Source organism: Streptomyces sp. NPDC042102 (assembly GCF_055582305.1).
The window spans coordinates 614,426-628,857 of record NZ_JBVJDL010000004.1 but is presented as its reverse complement, the minus strand read 5'-3'; the positions used below and the strand labels follow the sequence as shown (position 1 = coordinate 628,857).

13 protein-coding genes are annotated in these 14,432 nt (G+C 75.6%); 7 read left to right on the top strand and 6 right to left on the bottom strand.

Features of this window, described 5'->3' with window-relative positions:
- Window positions 1-219 precede the first annotated feature (219 nt).
- Window positions 220-1,458 carry a geranylgeranyl reductase family protein gene (locus tag ACZ6KO_RS20905; RefSeq protein ID WP_469305719.1) on the top strand — a complete coding sequence of 413 codons (1,239 nt, stop codon included), beginning with the start codon at window positions 220-222 and terminating at the stop codon, window positions 1,456-1,458.
- A 59-nt stretch (window positions 1,459-1,517) separates the two neighbouring features.
- On the opposite strand, the gene ACZ6KO_RS20900 is transcribed toward ACZ6KO_RS20905, so the two are convergent.
- Window positions 1,518-1,967, bottom strand: coding sequence for a nitroreductase family deazaflavin-dependent oxidoreductase (locus ACZ6KO_RS20900; RefSeq protein WP_469305481.1), 450 nt, complete (start codon window positions 1,965-1,967; stop codon window positions 1,518-1,520).
- Window positions 1,968-2,139: 172 nt separating this feature from the next.
- Here ACZ6KO_RS20900 and ACZ6KO_RS20895 point away from each other — a divergent pair, with 172 nt between their 5' ends.
- Together ACZ6KO_RS20895 and ACZ6KO_RS20890 are read left to right on the top strand one after the other, a co-directional pair.
- Complete coding sequence (locus ACZ6KO_RS20895; RefSeq protein ID WP_469305480.1) at window positions 2,140-2,847, top strand: TetR/AcrR family transcriptional regulator; 708 nt, start codon at window positions 2,140-2,142, stop codon at window positions 2,845-2,847.
- Window positions 2,848-2,856: 9 nt separating this feature from the next.
- Window positions 2,857-3,789 carry an aminoglycoside phosphotransferase family protein gene (locus tag ACZ6KO_RS20890; protein ID WP_469305479.1) on the top strand — a complete coding sequence of 311 codons (933 nt, stop codon included), beginning with the start codon at window positions 2,857-2,859 and terminating at the stop codon, window positions 3,787-3,789.
- Window positions 3,790-3,908: 119 nt separating this feature from the next.
- On the opposite strand, the gene ACZ6KO_RS20885 is transcribed toward ACZ6KO_RS20890, so the two are convergent.
- Window positions 3,909-4,169, bottom strand: a complete 261-nt coding sequence (locus ACZ6KO_RS20885; RefSeq protein WP_469305478.1) for a DUF6332 family protein — start codon at window positions 4,167-4,169, stop codon at window positions 3,909-3,911.
- 55 nt (window positions 4,170-4,224) lie between these two features.
- Window positions 4,225-4,962: a maleylpyruvate isomerase family mycothiol-dependent enzyme gene (locus ACZ6KO_RS20880; RefSeq protein WP_469305477.1), complete on the bottom strand. Its 738-nt coding sequence runs from the start codon at window positions 4,960-4,962 to the stop codon at window positions 4,225-4,227.
- 39 nt (window positions 4,963-5,001) lie between these two features.
- On the opposite strand from ACZ6KO_RS20880, the gene ACZ6KO_RS20875 reads away from it, so the two are divergent.
- Both ACZ6KO_RS20875 and ACZ6KO_RS20870 read left to right on the top strand, forming a co-directional pair.
- Window positions 5,002-5,757, top strand: coding sequence for an alpha-ketoglutarate-dependent dioxygenase AlkB family protein (locus ACZ6KO_RS20875; RefSeq protein ID WP_469305476.1), 756 nt, complete (start codon window positions 5,002-5,004; stop codon window positions 5,755-5,757).
- Between the two features lie 30 nt (window positions 5,758-5,787).
- A complete protein-coding gene (locus tag ACZ6KO_RS20870; RefSeq protein ID WP_469305475.1) occupies window positions 5,788-7,023 on the top strand; it encodes an ROK family protein in 1,236 nt (411 codons plus the stop codon).
- An 18-nt stretch (window positions 7,024-7,041) separates the two neighbouring features.
- Here the strand turns inward: ACZ6KO_RS20870 and ACZ6KO_RS20865 are convergent, their stop codons facing one another.
- On the bottom strand, window positions 7,042-7,566 hold the full coding sequence (locus ACZ6KO_RS20865) for an ATP-binding protein (RefSeq protein WP_469305474.1): 525 nt from the start codon (window positions 7,564-7,566) through the stop codon (window positions 7,042-7,044).
- 188 nt (window positions 7,567-7,754) lie between these two features.
- On the opposite strand from ACZ6KO_RS20865, the gene cds1 reads away from it, so the two are divergent.
- Window positions 7,755-8,882 (top strand): L-cysteine desulfhydrase Cds1, encoded by a 1,128-nt coding sequence (cds1, locus tag ACZ6KO_RS20860; RefSeq protein WP_469305473.1) that lies wholly within the window; start codon window positions 7,755-7,757, stop codon window positions 8,880-8,882.
- 87 nt (window positions 8,883-8,969) lie between these two features.
- Here the strand turns inward: cds1 and ACZ6KO_RS20855 are convergent, their stop codons facing one another.
- Window positions 8,970-9,449 (bottom strand): SRPBCC family protein, encoded by a 480-nt coding sequence (locus ACZ6KO_RS20855; RefSeq protein ID WP_469305472.1) that lies wholly within the window; start codon window positions 9,447-9,449, stop codon window positions 8,970-8,972.
- A gap of 132 nt (window positions 9,450-9,581) precedes the next feature.
- On the opposite strand from ACZ6KO_RS20855, the gene ACZ6KO_RS20850 reads away from it, so the two are divergent.
- Window positions 9,582-11,981: a hypothetical protein gene (locus ACZ6KO_RS20850; RefSeq protein ID WP_469305718.1), complete on the top strand. Its 2,400-nt coding sequence runs from the start codon at window positions 9,582-9,584 to the stop codon at window positions 11,979-11,981.
- Here the strand turns inward: ACZ6KO_RS20850 and ACZ6KO_RS20845 are convergent.
- Entirely contained in the window at window positions 11,932-14,385 is a 2,454-nt protein-coding gene (locus tag ACZ6KO_RS20845) for a right-handed parallel beta-helix repeat-containing protein (protein WP_469305471.1), read from the bottom strand. The genes ACZ6KO_RS20850 and ACZ6KO_RS20845 overlap by 50 nt on opposite strands.
- Window positions 14,386-14,432 lie beyond the last annotated feature (47 nt).

The window sequence follows — 14,432 nt, the reverse complement described above, 5'->3', positions numbered from 1 at the left end:
TGTTCTGCGTAGGCCGGGTACGGCGAAGTCGGTTCCGATCCTCGCACAGTGGGACGAGGCGGCCTTCCCGGCCGTTCGCCGTAGGATTTGGCGGGCAGCGGAGCAACCGGGCGATCAGGAGCAGCAGCACACGTGAGCAGCGACGACGTACAGGGCGCGGCGGGGCAGGCCGCCGAGGGGGCGCAGGGCTCGGCCGGCGGGAGCGGCGGGTCCGGTGAGGTGTGGGACGTGGTCGTGGTCGGCGCCGGGCCCGCCGGGGCATCGGCCGCGTACGCGGCGGCGGGTTCCGGGCGGCGGGTGCTGCTGCTGGAGAAGGCCGAGCTGCCGCGCTACAAGACCTGCGGCGGCGGCATCATCGGCCCTTCGCGCGACGCCCTGCCGCCGGGCTTCGTGCTGCCCTTCAAGGACCGGATCCACGCCGTCACCTTCTCGCTGAACGGCAGGCTGACCCGGACCCGGCGCTCCAAGGGCATGCTCTTCGGGCTCATCAACCGGCCGGAGTTCGACGCCGCGCTGGTCGCCGAGGCCGAGAAGGCCGGCGCCACGGTCCGTACGGGTACGGCGGTGGCGCGCGTCGAGCAGCACGGGCCGGCGGTGCCCGACCGGCGTACCGTCGCCGTGGTGCTCGGGGACGGCGAGGTCGTGCTGGCCCGGTCGGTGGTCGGCGCGGACGGCAGCGCGAGCCGGATCGGCGCGCACGTCGGTGTGGAGATGGACCAGGTGGACCTGGGCCTGGAGGCGGAGATCCCGGTCCCGCCGACGGTCGCCGAGGACTGGAAGGGCCGCGTCCTGATCGACTGGGGTCCGCTGCCGGGCAGTTACGGCTGGGTGTTCCCCAAGGGCGACACGCTGACCGTCGGTGTCATCGCCACCAAGGGCGAGGGCGCGGCGACCAAGCGCTACCTGGAGGACTTCATCGCCCGGCTGGGACTGGCGGGCTTCGAGCCGGCCGTCTCCTCCGGCCACCTGACGCGTTGTCGCAAGCCGGACTCGCCGCTCTCGCGCGGGCGGGTGCTGGTGGCGGGCGACGCGGCCGGACTGCTGGAGCCGTGGACCAGGGAGGGCATCTCCTTCGCGCTGCGCTCCGGGCGGCTGGCGGGGGAGTGGGCGGTGAAGATCGCCGAGGCGCAGGACGCGGTGGACGCGCGCCGGCAGGCGCTGAACTACGCCTTCGCCATCAAGGCCGGGCTGGGTGTGGAGATGGGCGTCGGCAAGCGGATGCTGACCGTGTTCGAGTCCCGGCCGGGCCTGCTGCACGCGACGATCACCGGCTTCCGGCCGGCGTGGCGGGCGTTCGCCCGGATCACCCGCGGTTCGGCGAACCTGGCCGACATGGTGCGGACGTCCCCGGTCGCGCGCCGGGCGCTGCACGCCCTGGACCGCCGGCAGGCGCGGGCGTCGCAGGAGCCGGAGCGGGGTGCGGGGCGGGGCCCGGGTCCGGAGCAGGGGCCGGCGTAGCCGATGCGCGGGCGGCGCGCGGGCGGCGCGGGGCAGGGCATTCGGTCAGCCCGTAAGGGTCAGCCCGTGAGGGAGATCCGGAAGACCGGATGGTCGGCCGCGGCCGCACGCAGCTCCTCCTCCGAGGACGTGGCGGTCACCCCCTGGAAGAACCGGTTGACCTCCCAGCCCCACCGCTCCAGGTACGTCCGCAGGACGGCGGCCTTCTCGGCCGGGTCGGACAGCTCGGTGACGGTGAACGCGCGCACCCTGCGGCCCACGCGCAGCTCGCCGCCGCCCGCGGCGCGCATGTTGCGGACCCACTGGGAATGGCCGCGGGCGGAGACCAGGTACTGCGCGCCGTCGTGGGTGTGCGGGTTGACCGGGACGCGCTGCATCCGGCCGGACGTGCGGCCGCGTACCGACAGCTCGGCGGTGCCGCCCAGGCTGATGCCGAGGCGCGCCAGCTTGCCGATGAGCCCGTTGAACTTCACCGCGAGGGGGCTCGCCTGGACGTAGTGCGTGCTCATGGTGGTCCTCCGTCGGTCGTGCGCCGGCTGTCGCTCTGGCGCTTCGAGAGCACCGCTCTCGCTTGAGATCAGTGTGCACGGATCGGTGCGCCGAATCAAGAGCACTGCTCTCGAATTGAATCAATGCTCCGATTTCTGTGCAGTGCTCTGAACGCATGGCATACTGACCGGTATGAGCACCGTGCGTGGGGCCAGGGAACGGGCCCGTATCGAGGTCACTGCCGCCATCAAGGACGAGGCGCGCCGCCGGCTCGCGGCGGAGGGCGCGGCGAAACTCTCGCTCCGCGCCGTCGCCCGCGAGCTCGGCATGGTCTCCTCCGCCCTCTACCGCTACTTCCCCAGCCGCGACGACCTGCTGACCGCGTTGATCATCGACGCGTACGACAGCGTCGGCGCCGCCGCCGAGGCGGCCCGCGCCCGCACCGCGACCGCCCCGCCGCACGACAGCTGGATCGCCGTCTGCCGGGCCGTCCGCGACTGGGCCCTCGCCCACCCCCACGAGTACGCCCTCATCTACGGTTCCCCCGTCCCCGGCTACTCCGCCCCCCAGGCCACCGTCGGCCCCGCCTCCCGCGTCGGCAACGCCTTCATCTCCATCGCCCGCGCCGCCCACGCGGGCCGCGGCCTCGCCCTGCCCCCGCTGCCGGCGGCCCTGCGTCCCGAAGCCGCGCGCATGACCGCCGACTTCGCCGAGGGCCTGCCGCCCGAGGTGACCGCGGCCCTGGTCGCCGCCTGGGCCCAGCTGACCGGCCTCATCTCCTTCGAGGCCTTCGGCCAGTTCAACCGGGTCGTCGAGGACCGCGAGGCCTTCTTCACCCACGCCGCCGCCCAACTCGCCCACGCGGTGGGCCTGATGCCGTCGCCACGCGCCGACGCGTAGGGTGCCCGGATGATCGCTGTGCCGGAGGAGTTCGCGCGGACCACGCTCGCGCGCGAGGGGGACGCCGGGTCGGCGTGGCTCGCCGAGCTGCCGGGGATCGTGGAGGAGCTGCTGGCGCGGTGGGGGTGCGTCCCGGACGGGCGGGTCATGCACGGGGGCGTCGGCGCCGTCGTCCCGGTGCGCCGGCACGACGGGGGGGCCGCCGTGCTCAAGGTGTCCTTTCCGCACCCCGGCAACGTCCACGAGCCGGACGCGTTCGCGGCGTGGGGCGGGCGCGGGGCCGTGGTGCTGCACGAGCGTGACGACGAGCGGTTCGCGATGCTGCTGGAGCGCGTCCGGGCCGAGACGCTCGCGGAGCTGGCGGACGGCGACGAGCTGGTGACGGTCGCGGCCCGGCTGGGCCGCCGGCTGGCCGTTCCGGCACCGGCCCATCTGCCCCGGCTGTCCGAGCAGGCCAGCGCCTGGGAGGAGGGCCTGCGCGGGGACGCCCGGGAGCTGGCGCACGCCCTGCCGGCCCGCGTGGTGGACGCCGCCGTGGCCACCGTCCGCGAGCTGGGCCGGGTCCAGCCGGACATCCTGGTCCACGGCGACCTCCATGCCCGCAACATCCTGCGCGCCGACCGCGAGCCGTGGCTGGCCGTCGACCCCAAGGGGTACGCGGGGGACCCCGCCTACGACGGCGGCACCCTGCTCAAGTCCCGGGCGCTCGCGCTCCTGGAGGCCGACGACCTGCGCGGGGCCGTCCACCGCGTCCTGGACGTGTTCGCCGAGGCCGCGGAGCTCGACCGCGAACGGGTCAGGCGCTGGGCCCAGCTCCATGCGGTCCAGGCCGCCTTCTGGGGTCGCCACCACGGCTTCCGCCGCGCCCGCCGGGGACCGGGGCGGGACCGGCTCACCGACTTCGCCGATCACCTGGCGGAGCTGCTCACCCGGCGCCGCTGACCCGCAAGCCCCTCCTGGCGCCGTGCCCCGGTGAGCCTTTCCGATCGGGGCACCAGTGCCGTGCCCCGGCCAACCCGTCCGGTCGCGGCCCTGGTGCCGTGCCCTTTCCGGTCGCGGTACTAGCGCCCGTCGTTCTCCGGCCGGCGCGCGAAGCGCCACAGCAGGTGCGTGGCGCGCAGGACGAAGACGGTGGTCGCCAGGATCCCGCCGGCCGTCATCAGGGCCGTCTCCACCCGGTGCGGCAGGTCGAACAGGAGGGCGGGCCCGGCCACCGCGCCGTACGTCAGGGCGGCGGCGAACACGCCGCTGAAGATCGCGTATCCGATCTCGATCGTGATCGCGTCCTTGTCCGCCTGCGTGCGCCGCCCGTCTCTGCCCATGCGCGCAGTGTGCCCGCGCGCACCCACGGTCACACCGGCGTCCTCCGATCCCGGTTCAGATCCCGGCATTCTCGCTCCACAGCCGGGCCACGGCCAGGTCCCCGCTCACCCCGGGCCCGGCCAGCGGCGTCCGGTTCCACAGGGCCGTGTAGAGCCAGGTCGCCTCGCCGATCGCCTCGCAGTCGGCCTCGCCCGCGTCGTCGCGTACGGTACGGGGCGGCTCCTGCGACAGGTGGACCGTCCACACCGCGCCGGTGTCGGCGGCCCGCACCCGCAGCACCTTGGCTTCCGGCGTCCGCACCCGGCTGCGCGGACGGGCGTGGAAGCCGGTGAGCAGCTCGTCGATACCGTCCTCGGCGAACGACGCCTCCAGCGGCGAGAAGGCGCCGCCCAGCGCCGACTCCGCGTCCATCCGGTGCACCGTCGTCTCGTGGGCCTGCCGCCGGGCCCAGAAGCCGAGCGGTGTGGGCGCGGTCGGCAGGAACGTCCAGCACTGCAGATCGGCCGGCGCCTCGGTCAGCGCGGCCACCAGGGCGGCGTGCCCCTCGCGGAACCAGGCCAGCAGCTCGGCGCCGGTGTGCTCCGGCGCCTGCGTCCAGGACCCGCCCTCCAGCAGGCCCTCCGCGACGAAGCCGGTCGCCCAGCGGTGCACCGATCCGGTGTGCCGGAGCAGATCGGCCACGTGCCAGTCGGGACAGGTGGGCACCCAGGCCTCTGTGCCGGCCCGTTCGGCGGTGTCCGCCAGCAACTGGCCTTCCCGCTCCAGCGTCTTCACGTACTCGCTGATCTCCATACGGCGAGTCTGGCATCCGACCCGTCATCATGGGGACGTATGAGCGAGGAACTGTTCCCGCGCGAGCGGATGGAGATCGTCTCCGGCGCCGTGCACGTTCCCGACTGGCTCGGGCCGGCCCGCCAGCGGGAGCTGGTCGAGGCCTGCCGGGAGTGGGCGCGGCCGCCCGCGGGACTGCGCACCGTCCGCACCCCCGGCGGCGGGACGATGACCGCCCGGCAGGTGTGCCTGGGACTGCACTGGTACCCGTACGGCTACGCGCGCACCGCCGTGGACGGCGACGGCGCCCCGGTGAAGGCGATGCCCGGGTGGCTCGCCGAGCTGGGCCGGGCGGCCGTCACGGCAGCGTTCGGGCCGGCGGCGGACGACCCGGGCAGGGACGACCCGGGCATGGACGACTCGGGCGTGGACGGCCCGGTGGCGGCGGGCGGGCCCGCGTACGACATCGCGCTGATCAACTTCTACGACGGCGACGCCCGCATGGGCATGCACCGCGACGCCGAGGAGCGCTCCGGGGCACCGGTGGTCTCGCTCAGCCTCGGCGACACCTGCCTGTTCCGCTTCGGCAACACCTCCTCGCGCGGGCGCCCGTACCGGGACGTGGAGTTGCGCAGCGGCGACCTGTTCGTCTTCGGCGGCCCCGCCCGGCGGGCCTACCACGGGGTTCCCAAGGTGCTGCCCGGCACCGCCCCGCCGGACCTGGGGCTGGCGGGGCGGCTCAACATCACCCTGCGGGTCGGCGGCCTGGGGCCGTCCGGGCCGGGCCCCGGAGCGGGAGCGGGCCCCGGCCGCTGACGGTGCTCCGATCATGCGAGGATCGCTGTCATGAATGGGAACGGCAACGGCACCACCGGGTCCACGCGCAGCAAGCTGGAGCGGGGTCGCGGCGCACTCGGGCCGGCGCTGGAGCTCGTCCACACGGGCCGCGCCCCGACGCGGGCGGTGCTCACGGCCGAGCTGGGCGTCACCCGGGCCACCGCCGGAGCCGTCGCCGCCGAACTGGAGGCGCTGGGCCTGATCCGCGTCGACTCCAGCCCCGGCGGCGCGGGCGGTACCCAGGGCCGTCCCTCGCACCGGCTGTCCGTAGCCGAGGACGGGCCGGTCGCCCTCGCCGCCCAGGTCCACCCCGACGGCTTCCGGGCCGCGCTCGTCGGACTCGGCGGCAGGATCGTGGCCACCGCACCCGGCCAGGTGACGGTCTCCGCCGACCCGGCGCAGGTGCTGGGCGCGGTCGTCGAGGCCGGTGCCGCCCTGCTCGCCGCCAGCGGCCGCCGCTGCATCGGCGCGGGACTGGCCGTCCCCTCGGCCGTCGCCGAGCCCGAGGGCACCGCGCTCAACCCGCTGCACGTGGCCTGGCCGCCCGGATCGCCGGTACGGGCCGTCTTCGCGCGGTGCGTGAAGGACGCCGGGATCGACGGACCGGCCCTGACCGGCAACGACGTCAACCTCGCGGCGCTGGCCGAGCACCGGCACGGCGCCGGGCGCAGCGCCCAGCACCTGCTGTGCGTGGCCACCGGCCACCGCGGCGTCGGCGGCGCGCTGGTCCTCGACGGCCGCCTGCACAGCGGGAGTTCGGGTCTGGCCCTGGAGGTCGGCCACCTCACCGTGAACCCCGAGGGACGGGCCTGCCACTGCGGCAGCCGCGGCTGCCTGGACGTCGAGGCCGACCCGCTGGCCTTCCTGACCGCCGCCGGACGTACGCCGGGCCCGGAGGTCTCGCTGCTCCAGCAGGCGCGCGACCTGCTGCGCACCGAGTACGCCGACCCGGGGGTGCGGGCGGCCGCGGAGGAGCTCATCGACCGGCTCGGCCTCGGGCTCGCGGGCCTGGTGAACATCCTCAACCCGGACCGGATCATCCTGGGCGGCCTGCACCGCGAGCTGCTGCACGCGGACCCGGAGCGGCTGCGCGCGGTGGTGGCCGACCGGAGCCTGTGGGGGCGCAGCGGGGGAGTACCGATCCTGCCGTGCACCCTGGACCACAACAGCCTGGTGGGCGCGGCCGAACTGGCCTGGCAGCCGGTGCTCGACGACCCGCTGGGCACCCTGGGCGCGCCGGCCTGAGAGGCCCCGGGCGGGCCTTCAGACCCGGACGGTGACGGTCCCGGGGGCGGGGGCGGCGACGGCCGCCGCTACACCCACGGGCGGGGCGTTCTCCCGTACCGGTGTCGCGTCGAGGCGCACCGGGTACGCGGGGACGGCGGGCGCCGGTGCCGCGCGCAGCGAGAACCAGACCACCTTGCCCGGGCTGTCGGCCCGGTGGCGGGCTCCCCAGGCCTCGCTGACCGCCTCGACCAGGGCCAGACCACGGCCGCAGGTCTCCAGCGGGTCGGAGTCCTTCAGGACGGGCAGCCGGGGATCGTTGTCGTGGACGGAGACGGTGAGCCGCCCCAGCAGCAGTTCGATCTCGACCGTGCAGGCCTTGTCGGGCTGCGCGTGGCGGTGGACGTTGCTGAGCAGCTCCGTCACGCCGAGCGCAGCCGGGTCTATGAGCGGGTCGAGCTGCCAGTAGCGCAATTGGGCCGAAAGGATCCGGCGGACCTGGCCGATCCGCGAGGGCATGGCATGCAGTTCGACGACGCAGTGCCTGCGGGAATGACTGATCACGGCTGCGACTCCCCGACATGAGTGTTACGGGTGCTGCACCCTCAGTGACGACCTCACCAGAGTCACCCAGGGTGCCGCGCGGCGCAACCGAAAGGGATCCATATGGATCCCCAAAGTGACTGTTTGCCCAGGTGGGAGGGGTACATTGCGAAAGCGAGGGGGTTCGAACAAACCGAGGAGCACCGCACATGAGTACGACCAGGACCACGGCCGTCACCGTCGATGTGGACCGCAGTGACGCGGACTACCGCGACTGGCTGAAGGAGGCCGTCCGCAAGGTCCAGGCGGATGCCAACCGCTCGGCCGACACCCACCTGCTGCGCTTCCCCCTCCCGGAGGAGTGGGGCATCGACCTGTACCTCAAGGACGAGTCCACGCACCCCACGGGCTCCCTCAAGCACCGCCTGGCGCGCTCGCTGTTCCTCTACGCCCTGTGCAACGGCTGGGTGCGGCCGGGCCGCCCCGTCATCGAGGCCTCCTCCGGCTCGACCGCCGTGTCGGAGGCGTACTTCGCCAAGCTGATCGGCGTCCCGTTCGTCGCGGTGATGCCGCGCACCACCAGCCCCGAGAAGTGCCGGCTGATCGAATTCCACGGCGGCACGTGCCACTTCGTCGACGACCCGATGAAGATGTACGAGGAGTCGGCGGCCCTCGCGGAGCGCACCGGCGGCCACTACATGGACCAGTTCACCTACGCCGAGCGGGCCACCGACTGGCGCGGCAACAACAACATCGCGGAATCGATGTTCCATCAGCTGCGCCTGGAGCGGTACCCGGAGCCGACGTGGATCGTCGCGACGGCCGGGACCGGCGGCACGTCCGCGACCATCGCCCGCTACGTGCACTACATGCAGCACGACACCCGGATCTGCGTGCCGGACCCGGAGAACTCGGTGTTCTTCGACGGCTGGACGCAAGGAGACCCGGACGTCACGGGCGACTGCGGCTCGCGCATCGAGGGCATCGGCCGCCCGCGCATGGAGCCGAGCTTCGTGCCGGGCGCGATCGACCGGATGATGCGGGTCCCGGACGCGGCGAGCGTCGCCGCCTGCCGGGCGCTGGAGCAGGCCATCGGCCGCAAGGCGGGCGGTTCGACGGGCACCGGGCTGTGGAGCGCGCTGAAGATCGTCTCGGAGATGGCGGCGGAGGGCCGCAGGGGCAGCGTCGTCACCCTGCTGTGCGACCCGGGCGACCGGTACCTCGACAAGTACTACTCCGACGCGTGGCTGGCCGAGCAGGGCCTGGACATCGCGCCGTACGCGAAGACGATCGAGACCATGCTGACGACGGGCGTCTGGCGCGAACCCACGCCGTGACCCGCCCCACGCCGTGACCCGCCGCCCGCCGCCCGCCGGCCGCTCCACGCGGTCCGGCGCCGGGCGACCGTCAGCCGCGCCCGGCCGTCAGCCGCGCCCGGCCGTCAGGCGGGTGTCCAGGGTGCGGACCGCCGTGCGGAACGCGTGACCCAGGCCCGGCCGGGCGGCGGTGAGCGCCAGCCGGAACGGCGCCGGGCCGTCGGCCGCGAACGTCCAGCGCACCCGGGTGCCGGAGCCCGCCGGGGTCAGCCGCCACTCCTCCAGCAGCGCCCGCAGACCGGGCGCGTTCGTCTCGTCCGCCCGGTACGCGTAGCGCCACTCCGGATCCGCCGCCATGATCGTCTCCTGGAAGCGGACCCCGCCCATCAGCCGGACCTCCCGGCCCGCGCCGCCGTGCGTCGGGCGCGCCAGCGTCACCGCCCGGAACCAGCGCGGCCAGCCCGGCACGTCCTCGGCCAGTGCGCGGTAGACCGCCTCGGGCGCCGCGCCCGCCTCCGCCTCGAACACCAGGCGCAGCGGGGCGGTCTCGGCGAAGTCGAGGCCGACGGGGCGAAGTGCGCGGGCCATGACGGGTACCCCCTTCGGATCGGATACGGCACGGTGGTGGACGCCGCCACCATAACTGTCGACTCGTCAGAAGTCTTCGCCGGACCGGGTACTGGGCACCCGGCCCGCCGCGCGCCATCCTGGTGCGGGGCCCTGCCCCCTCGCGAGCGGAGGCCGTACGTGCAGCGCACCCCCACGCCCCTGGCCCTCGAACTCCTGGTCCACGGCGTGGCCGGGGCCGCCCCCGAGGAACTCCTCGGAGATCCCCGCACCGTGCGCGTCACCGGCGACGCCACCGCCGCCGTCTTCCGCCGCACCGACGACGCCGACGCCGAGGCGCACGCCGGGCGGTACACCGGCCGGCCGGTCCCGGAGGCGTACTGCTGGTCCCGGCTCACCTCCGGCAACGGGGCCCGCGCCCTGTGGCTGCTGCTCCTGCCCTTCATGGTCGCCAACCTCGCCCACTGGGCGCGCCCGGCCGCCGCCGGCCCACCGCGCGCCGTCCGCGCGTACGGGGTCCTCGTCCGCCTCGTCGCCCTCAGCCTGACCGTGCTGCTGATCGCCGCCGCCTGCGAGGTCTGCCTGGACCTCGTCGCCTGGCAGTGCGCGGGCTCGGCGCGCTGCGCCGCCTCCCGCTCCTGGCTCGGCCCCCTCGCCACCGCCGGCGGCGCCGGGGCCGGGCCCGGCCGCCGGCTCGCCCTCGCCGCCCTGCTCCCGGCCGTGCTGACCGGGCTGCTGTGGTACCTGTCGAACCGCACGTGGAGCGCGTACGAGTCCCAGCCCCCGCCGCCGGGCACCGGCGACCAGGACGGCGACGACGGCGCGACCCCCGCGCTCGGCCGCCCCGGCTTCTGGTACGGACGCCGGCTCGTCGCCCGGCTGCGCGCCGCGCACACCGCCGCCGGCCTGCTCACCGTCGCCGCCGCCGTCGCCGTACCGGTGGCCCGCTACGACCACGGCGCCGGCAGCCCCCTCCTCGCCGCCGCCGGCCGGGCCGCCGAGGTGCTGCTGGCCGCCGGCGCCGCCGCCGTGCTGTGGGTCGTGGTCCGGCGCGGCCGTACGGAGGCCCGTCCCGACCACCGGCTCGACCGCGCCGCCGTCACCCTGCTGCCCGGCTGCGCCCTCGCCCTGCTGGCCGCCGTCCTGCTCTACGCCTCCTGGCCCCGGCCCGGCTGGGTCTCCGCCGGCCGGCTGCCCGGCGACCTCTTCTTCGGGCTGCTGGTCCTCGGCCAGGGCGGCTGCGTCCTGGCCCTGGCGGCCGTCGCGGCCCGCCTGCACCGGCGGGCCGCGACGGGCGCGGCCGCCCTCGCGGGCCTGGGCGGTCCGGCCGTCGCCATGCTCGCCGTGGCCCTCGGCGGGCTGATGTCCGGCGGAGTCGCCCAGCGGGTCGCCGACTGGCTCGACGGCGGCGCCACCCCCGGCCGCGCGGGCGCACCCCTGCCCGGACCGCCCGTGCTGCTGTCCTGGCAGGCCGCCGTCCTGCCGCCGCTGCTGGCCGTCCTGGCCCTGCTGGCCGCCCGGTTCGCCGTGCGCGGGGCCCGGGTCCGGCGCCGGATCGCCGCCACCGTGGCCGCCGAGTACCCCGGGCAGGCCTACGACCGGGCCCGCAGCCGCCGGATCGCCGGGGCGCGGGCGGCCGCCTCGCTCACCGACTCCGCGCCCTGGTTCGTGGCCGCCGTGTCCGTGCTCACCCTGCTGCTCGGCGCGGGCGCCGTCGCCGGGGCCTGGCTGACCGGCGAGGTGCCGGGCGTCGCCGCGCACAGCGCCCCCGCGGCCGTCGGGGCGGCCGCCCGCGCCGCCGAGGACGCCGGATCGTGGCTGACCGGCTTCGGCTTCCTGCTCTTCGTCACCTGGGGGCGGCGCGCCTACCGGGACGCCTCCGCCCGCCGCACCATCGGGATCCTGTGGGACGTCGGCACCTTCTGGCCGCGCGCCGCCCACCCCTTCGCGCCGCCCTGTTACGCCGAGCGCGCCGTGCCCGACCTCACGTGGCGGATGACCACCTGGACCGGGCGCACCGGCGGCCGCCTGGTCCTCTCCGGGCACTCCCAGGGCAGCGTGCTGGCGGCCGCCGCCGTCTGGCAGCTGCCGCCCGCGGTCCGCCACCGGGTCGCGCTGCTGACGTACGGCTCCCCGCTCACCCGGCTCTACGGGCGCTGGTTCCCCGCCTACTTCGGGCCCGGCCCGCTCCGCGCCCTGCACCGCGACGTCGACTGCTGGCGCAACCTGTGGCGGGCCACCGACCCCATCGGCGGGCCCGTCCTGGCCGGCACCGACGGCGGCCCGGCGGTGGACCGGGGGCCGCTCGCCGATCCCCTCGCGTACGGGCGCACCCCGAGCCATCCGCTGCCCGCGCCGATCCTCGGCCACAGCGACTACCAGGCCGACCCGGCGTTCGCCGCCGAACGCGACGCGCTGCTGGTCCGGCTGGCGGCGCGCACCGACGTACCCCCGCCGCGCCTGCAGCCGGGGCACGACCCGGCCGGCGACCGGGGCCCGGGGGTCAGCAGGGAGCCGTCGGCCCCGGCAGATCCTCCGGGAACAGCAGGGTGAGCTCGTCCGTGCTCGGCTCCGACAGCTGCGCCACCCGTCCGGCGTGCCGCTCGACCATCGCCTCGAAGGTCTGCCGGGCCGTGCGGCCGTTGCCGAACGCCGGGCCCTTGGGCAGCTGCGTGAAGTACGCCAGCAGCGCCTCCGGGGTGCCTTCGCCCAGCCGGTACTCGTGCTCCTCCGCCTGCTGACCGACGATCCGCAGCAACTCCTCGGGGCCGTAGTCCCCGAAGGTGATGGTCCGCGAGAACCGGGAGGCCACCCCCGGGTTGACCCTCAGGAAGCGCTCCATCTCCGCCGTGTACCCGGCGACGATGACCACCACCGCGTCCCGGTGGTCCTCCATCAGCTTCACCAGCGTGTCGATGGCCTCGCGCCCGAAGTCCCGGCCGGAGTCCTCCGGCGCCAGCGCGTACGCCTCGTCGATGAACAGCACCCCGCCGCGCGCCCGCTCGAAGGCCTCCTGCGTACGGATCGCCGTGGACCCGATGTGCTCGCCCACCAGGTCCACCCGGGAGACCTCCACCAGGTGGCCGCGGTCCAGCACCCCGAGCGAGGCCAGGATCTCGCCGTAGAGCCGGGCGACCGTGGTCTTGCCGGTGCCGGGGGAGCCGGTGAAGACCAGGTGCCGGCGCACCGAGGCGGCCTTGAGCCCGGCCTGCTGCCGCCGCCGGCCCACCTCGATCATGTCGGTGAGCGCCCGGACCTCACGCTTGACGCTCTCCAGGCCCACCAGCGCGTCGAGCTGACCGAGCACCTCGCCCGAACCGCGCCCGCCCCCGGGGCCGGACCCGTCCGCGGAGCGCGCCGCGGGCACGGGCGCGGGCACGGCGGCGGGCTCCGCCTCGCGTACGGGCGCCGGCTGCGCGGCGGTGACCACGGCCCGCGCGCCGGCCGCCGACGCCGTCCCCGGCGAACCCAGGACTCCGGGCCGCTGCACGGACTCGTCGCTGGTGCACCCCTCGGCGAGCGGGCCCTCTTCGGCGAACTCGTAGCCCCCGCGCGCACAGCGCTCGGTGTGGCAGCGGGTCAGGGTGGTGCGGGAGCCGTCGATGACGTGGAAGCCGAAGCCGGAACTGCCCGAGACCCGGCAGGAACGGAAGCTGCCCCGGCCACCCGCCGACACGTAGAACCCGGCCTCGGCGGCGGCGGTGACCGTGCACCGGTCCAGTGTGGGATCGGCCCCCTTGGTGACGATCACCCCGGTCTGCACCGCGTCGATGACGCAGTTGGCGAGGGTGCCGCCGCTGCCGTGGTCGCGGAACCAGGCACCGGTGGCCGCCTCGCGGATCCGGCAGTCGTCGAGCAGCGCGCTCGCGCCGTCGCTGACGGAGACGGCGATGCTGCGCACCTGGGAGAGGTCGCTGTCGACGACGTCGGCGCGCGAGCCCCGGTCCAGGACGAACAGCGCGTCGGGTACGTCGTGCACCCGGCAGTCGGTGAGGGAGGCGGTGGCGCCGTCGCTGATCCACACGGCCGGGTAGTCGCCCGTGCTGTCGTGGATCTCGCAGGACTCGGCGTCCACCCGGGTGCCCGGGTCCCACACCGACAGCCCGTTGCGCCCGAACCGGCGCACCGAGGTACGGCTGAGCGTGAGCACCGAACGCGCGCGCATGTCGACCGCGTTCTCGGGGATGTCGTGGATGTCGCAGCCGGTCAGCGCCAGCACCGCGTCCGTGTCGAGGGTGACCCCGTCGGCGGTCGTGCGGTGCACGGAGCAGTCGGTGAGCCGGGCCGCCGCGCGCTGGGCGACCTGCACACCCGCCCCCCGGATCTCGTACACCTCGCAGCCCAGCGCCTCCAGCCCCGAGCCCTCGCCGGTCACCGCGATGCCCGCGCCGGTGGTGTGGTGGATCCGGCAGCGCTCCAGCCGCGGGTGGGCGCCGTCGCGCACCACGATGCCGGTCTGGCCGGCCGCGGTCACCTCGCACTCCTCGAACACCCCGCCGCCGCCGTCGGCCACGGCGATCCCGACCCCGGCCGGGTTCTCGACGGTGCACCGGCGCACCACCGGCCGGGCCGTGGCGCCGCGCACCTCGATCCCGGCCGCCGAGCGGGTGCTCACCCGCAGATCGGTCAGCTCGGGCGCGCCGTCCTCGACGAGCAGCGTGGGCGCCGCCCCGTCCTGCCCCTCCAGCTGCAGGTCCTGGACGACGGCCGAGGCGTACACGGTGAGGGCGACCCCGTCGGGCGGGGCGATCCGCACCGCGCCGGCCGCGCCCTGCGGCCCGCGCAGGGTGACGGCATGACGCAGCACCAGGTTCTCGCGGTACGTGCCCGGGGCGATGGACAGCACGTCCCCGTCCCCGGCGGCGGCCAGCGCGGCGGTCAGCGTCGGATATTCGCCCGAGCGGCGGCGCCACCGCGAGGCCCCGCCGTGCGTCACCTGCACCGTGCCCTGAGCCATGTGCTGCCGTGCCCCCACCCTGGTACTCGTGTTGCCGAAGCGACTGG

What these genes read in the sequence shown, in the direction of transcription:
- ACZ6KO_RS20895 (WP_469305480.1), top strand. Translation starts at nt 2,140, where the DNA reads ATGAGCACCGTGCGTGGGGCCAGGGAACGGGCCCGTATCGAGGTCACT.
- cds1 (WP_469305473.1), top strand. Translation starts at nt 7,755, where the DNA reads ATGAGTACGACCAGGACCACGGCCGTCACCGTCGATGTGGACCGCAGT.
- ACZ6KO_RS20875 (WP_469305476.1), top strand. Translation starts at nt 5,002, where the DNA reads ATGAGCGAGGAACTGTTCCCGCGCGAGCGGATGGAGATCGTCTCCGGC.
- ACZ6KO_RS20900 (WP_469305481.1), bottom strand. Translation starts at nt 1,967, where the DNA reads ATGAGCACGCACTACGTCCAGGCGAGCCCCCTCGCGGTGAAGTTCAAC.
- ACZ6KO_RS20885 (WP_469305478.1), bottom strand. Translation starts at nt 4,169, where the DNA reads ATGGGCAGAGACGGGCGGCGCACGCAGGCGGACAAGGACGCGATCACG.
- ACZ6KO_RS20890 (WP_469305479.1), top strand. Translation starts at nt 2,857, where the DNA reads ATGATCGCTGTGCCGGAGGAGTTCGCGCGGACCACGCTCGCGCGCGAG.
- ACZ6KO_RS20845 (WP_469305471.1), bottom strand. Translation starts at nt 14,385, where the DNA reads ATGGCTCAGGGCACGGTGCAGGTGACGCACGGCGGGGCCTCGCGGTGG.
- ACZ6KO_RS20855 (WP_469305472.1), bottom strand. Translation starts at nt 9,449, where the DNA reads ATGGCCCGCGCACTTCGCCCCGTCGGCCTCGACTTCGCCGAGACCGCC.
- ACZ6KO_RS20870 (WP_469305475.1), top strand. Translation starts at nt 5,788, where the DNA reads ATGAATGGGAACGGCAACGGCACCACCGGGTCCACGCGCAGCAAGCTG.
- ACZ6KO_RS20880 (WP_469305477.1), bottom strand. Translation starts at nt 4,962, where the DNA reads ATGGAGATCAGCGAGTACGTGAAGACGCTGGAGCGGGAAGGCCAGTTG.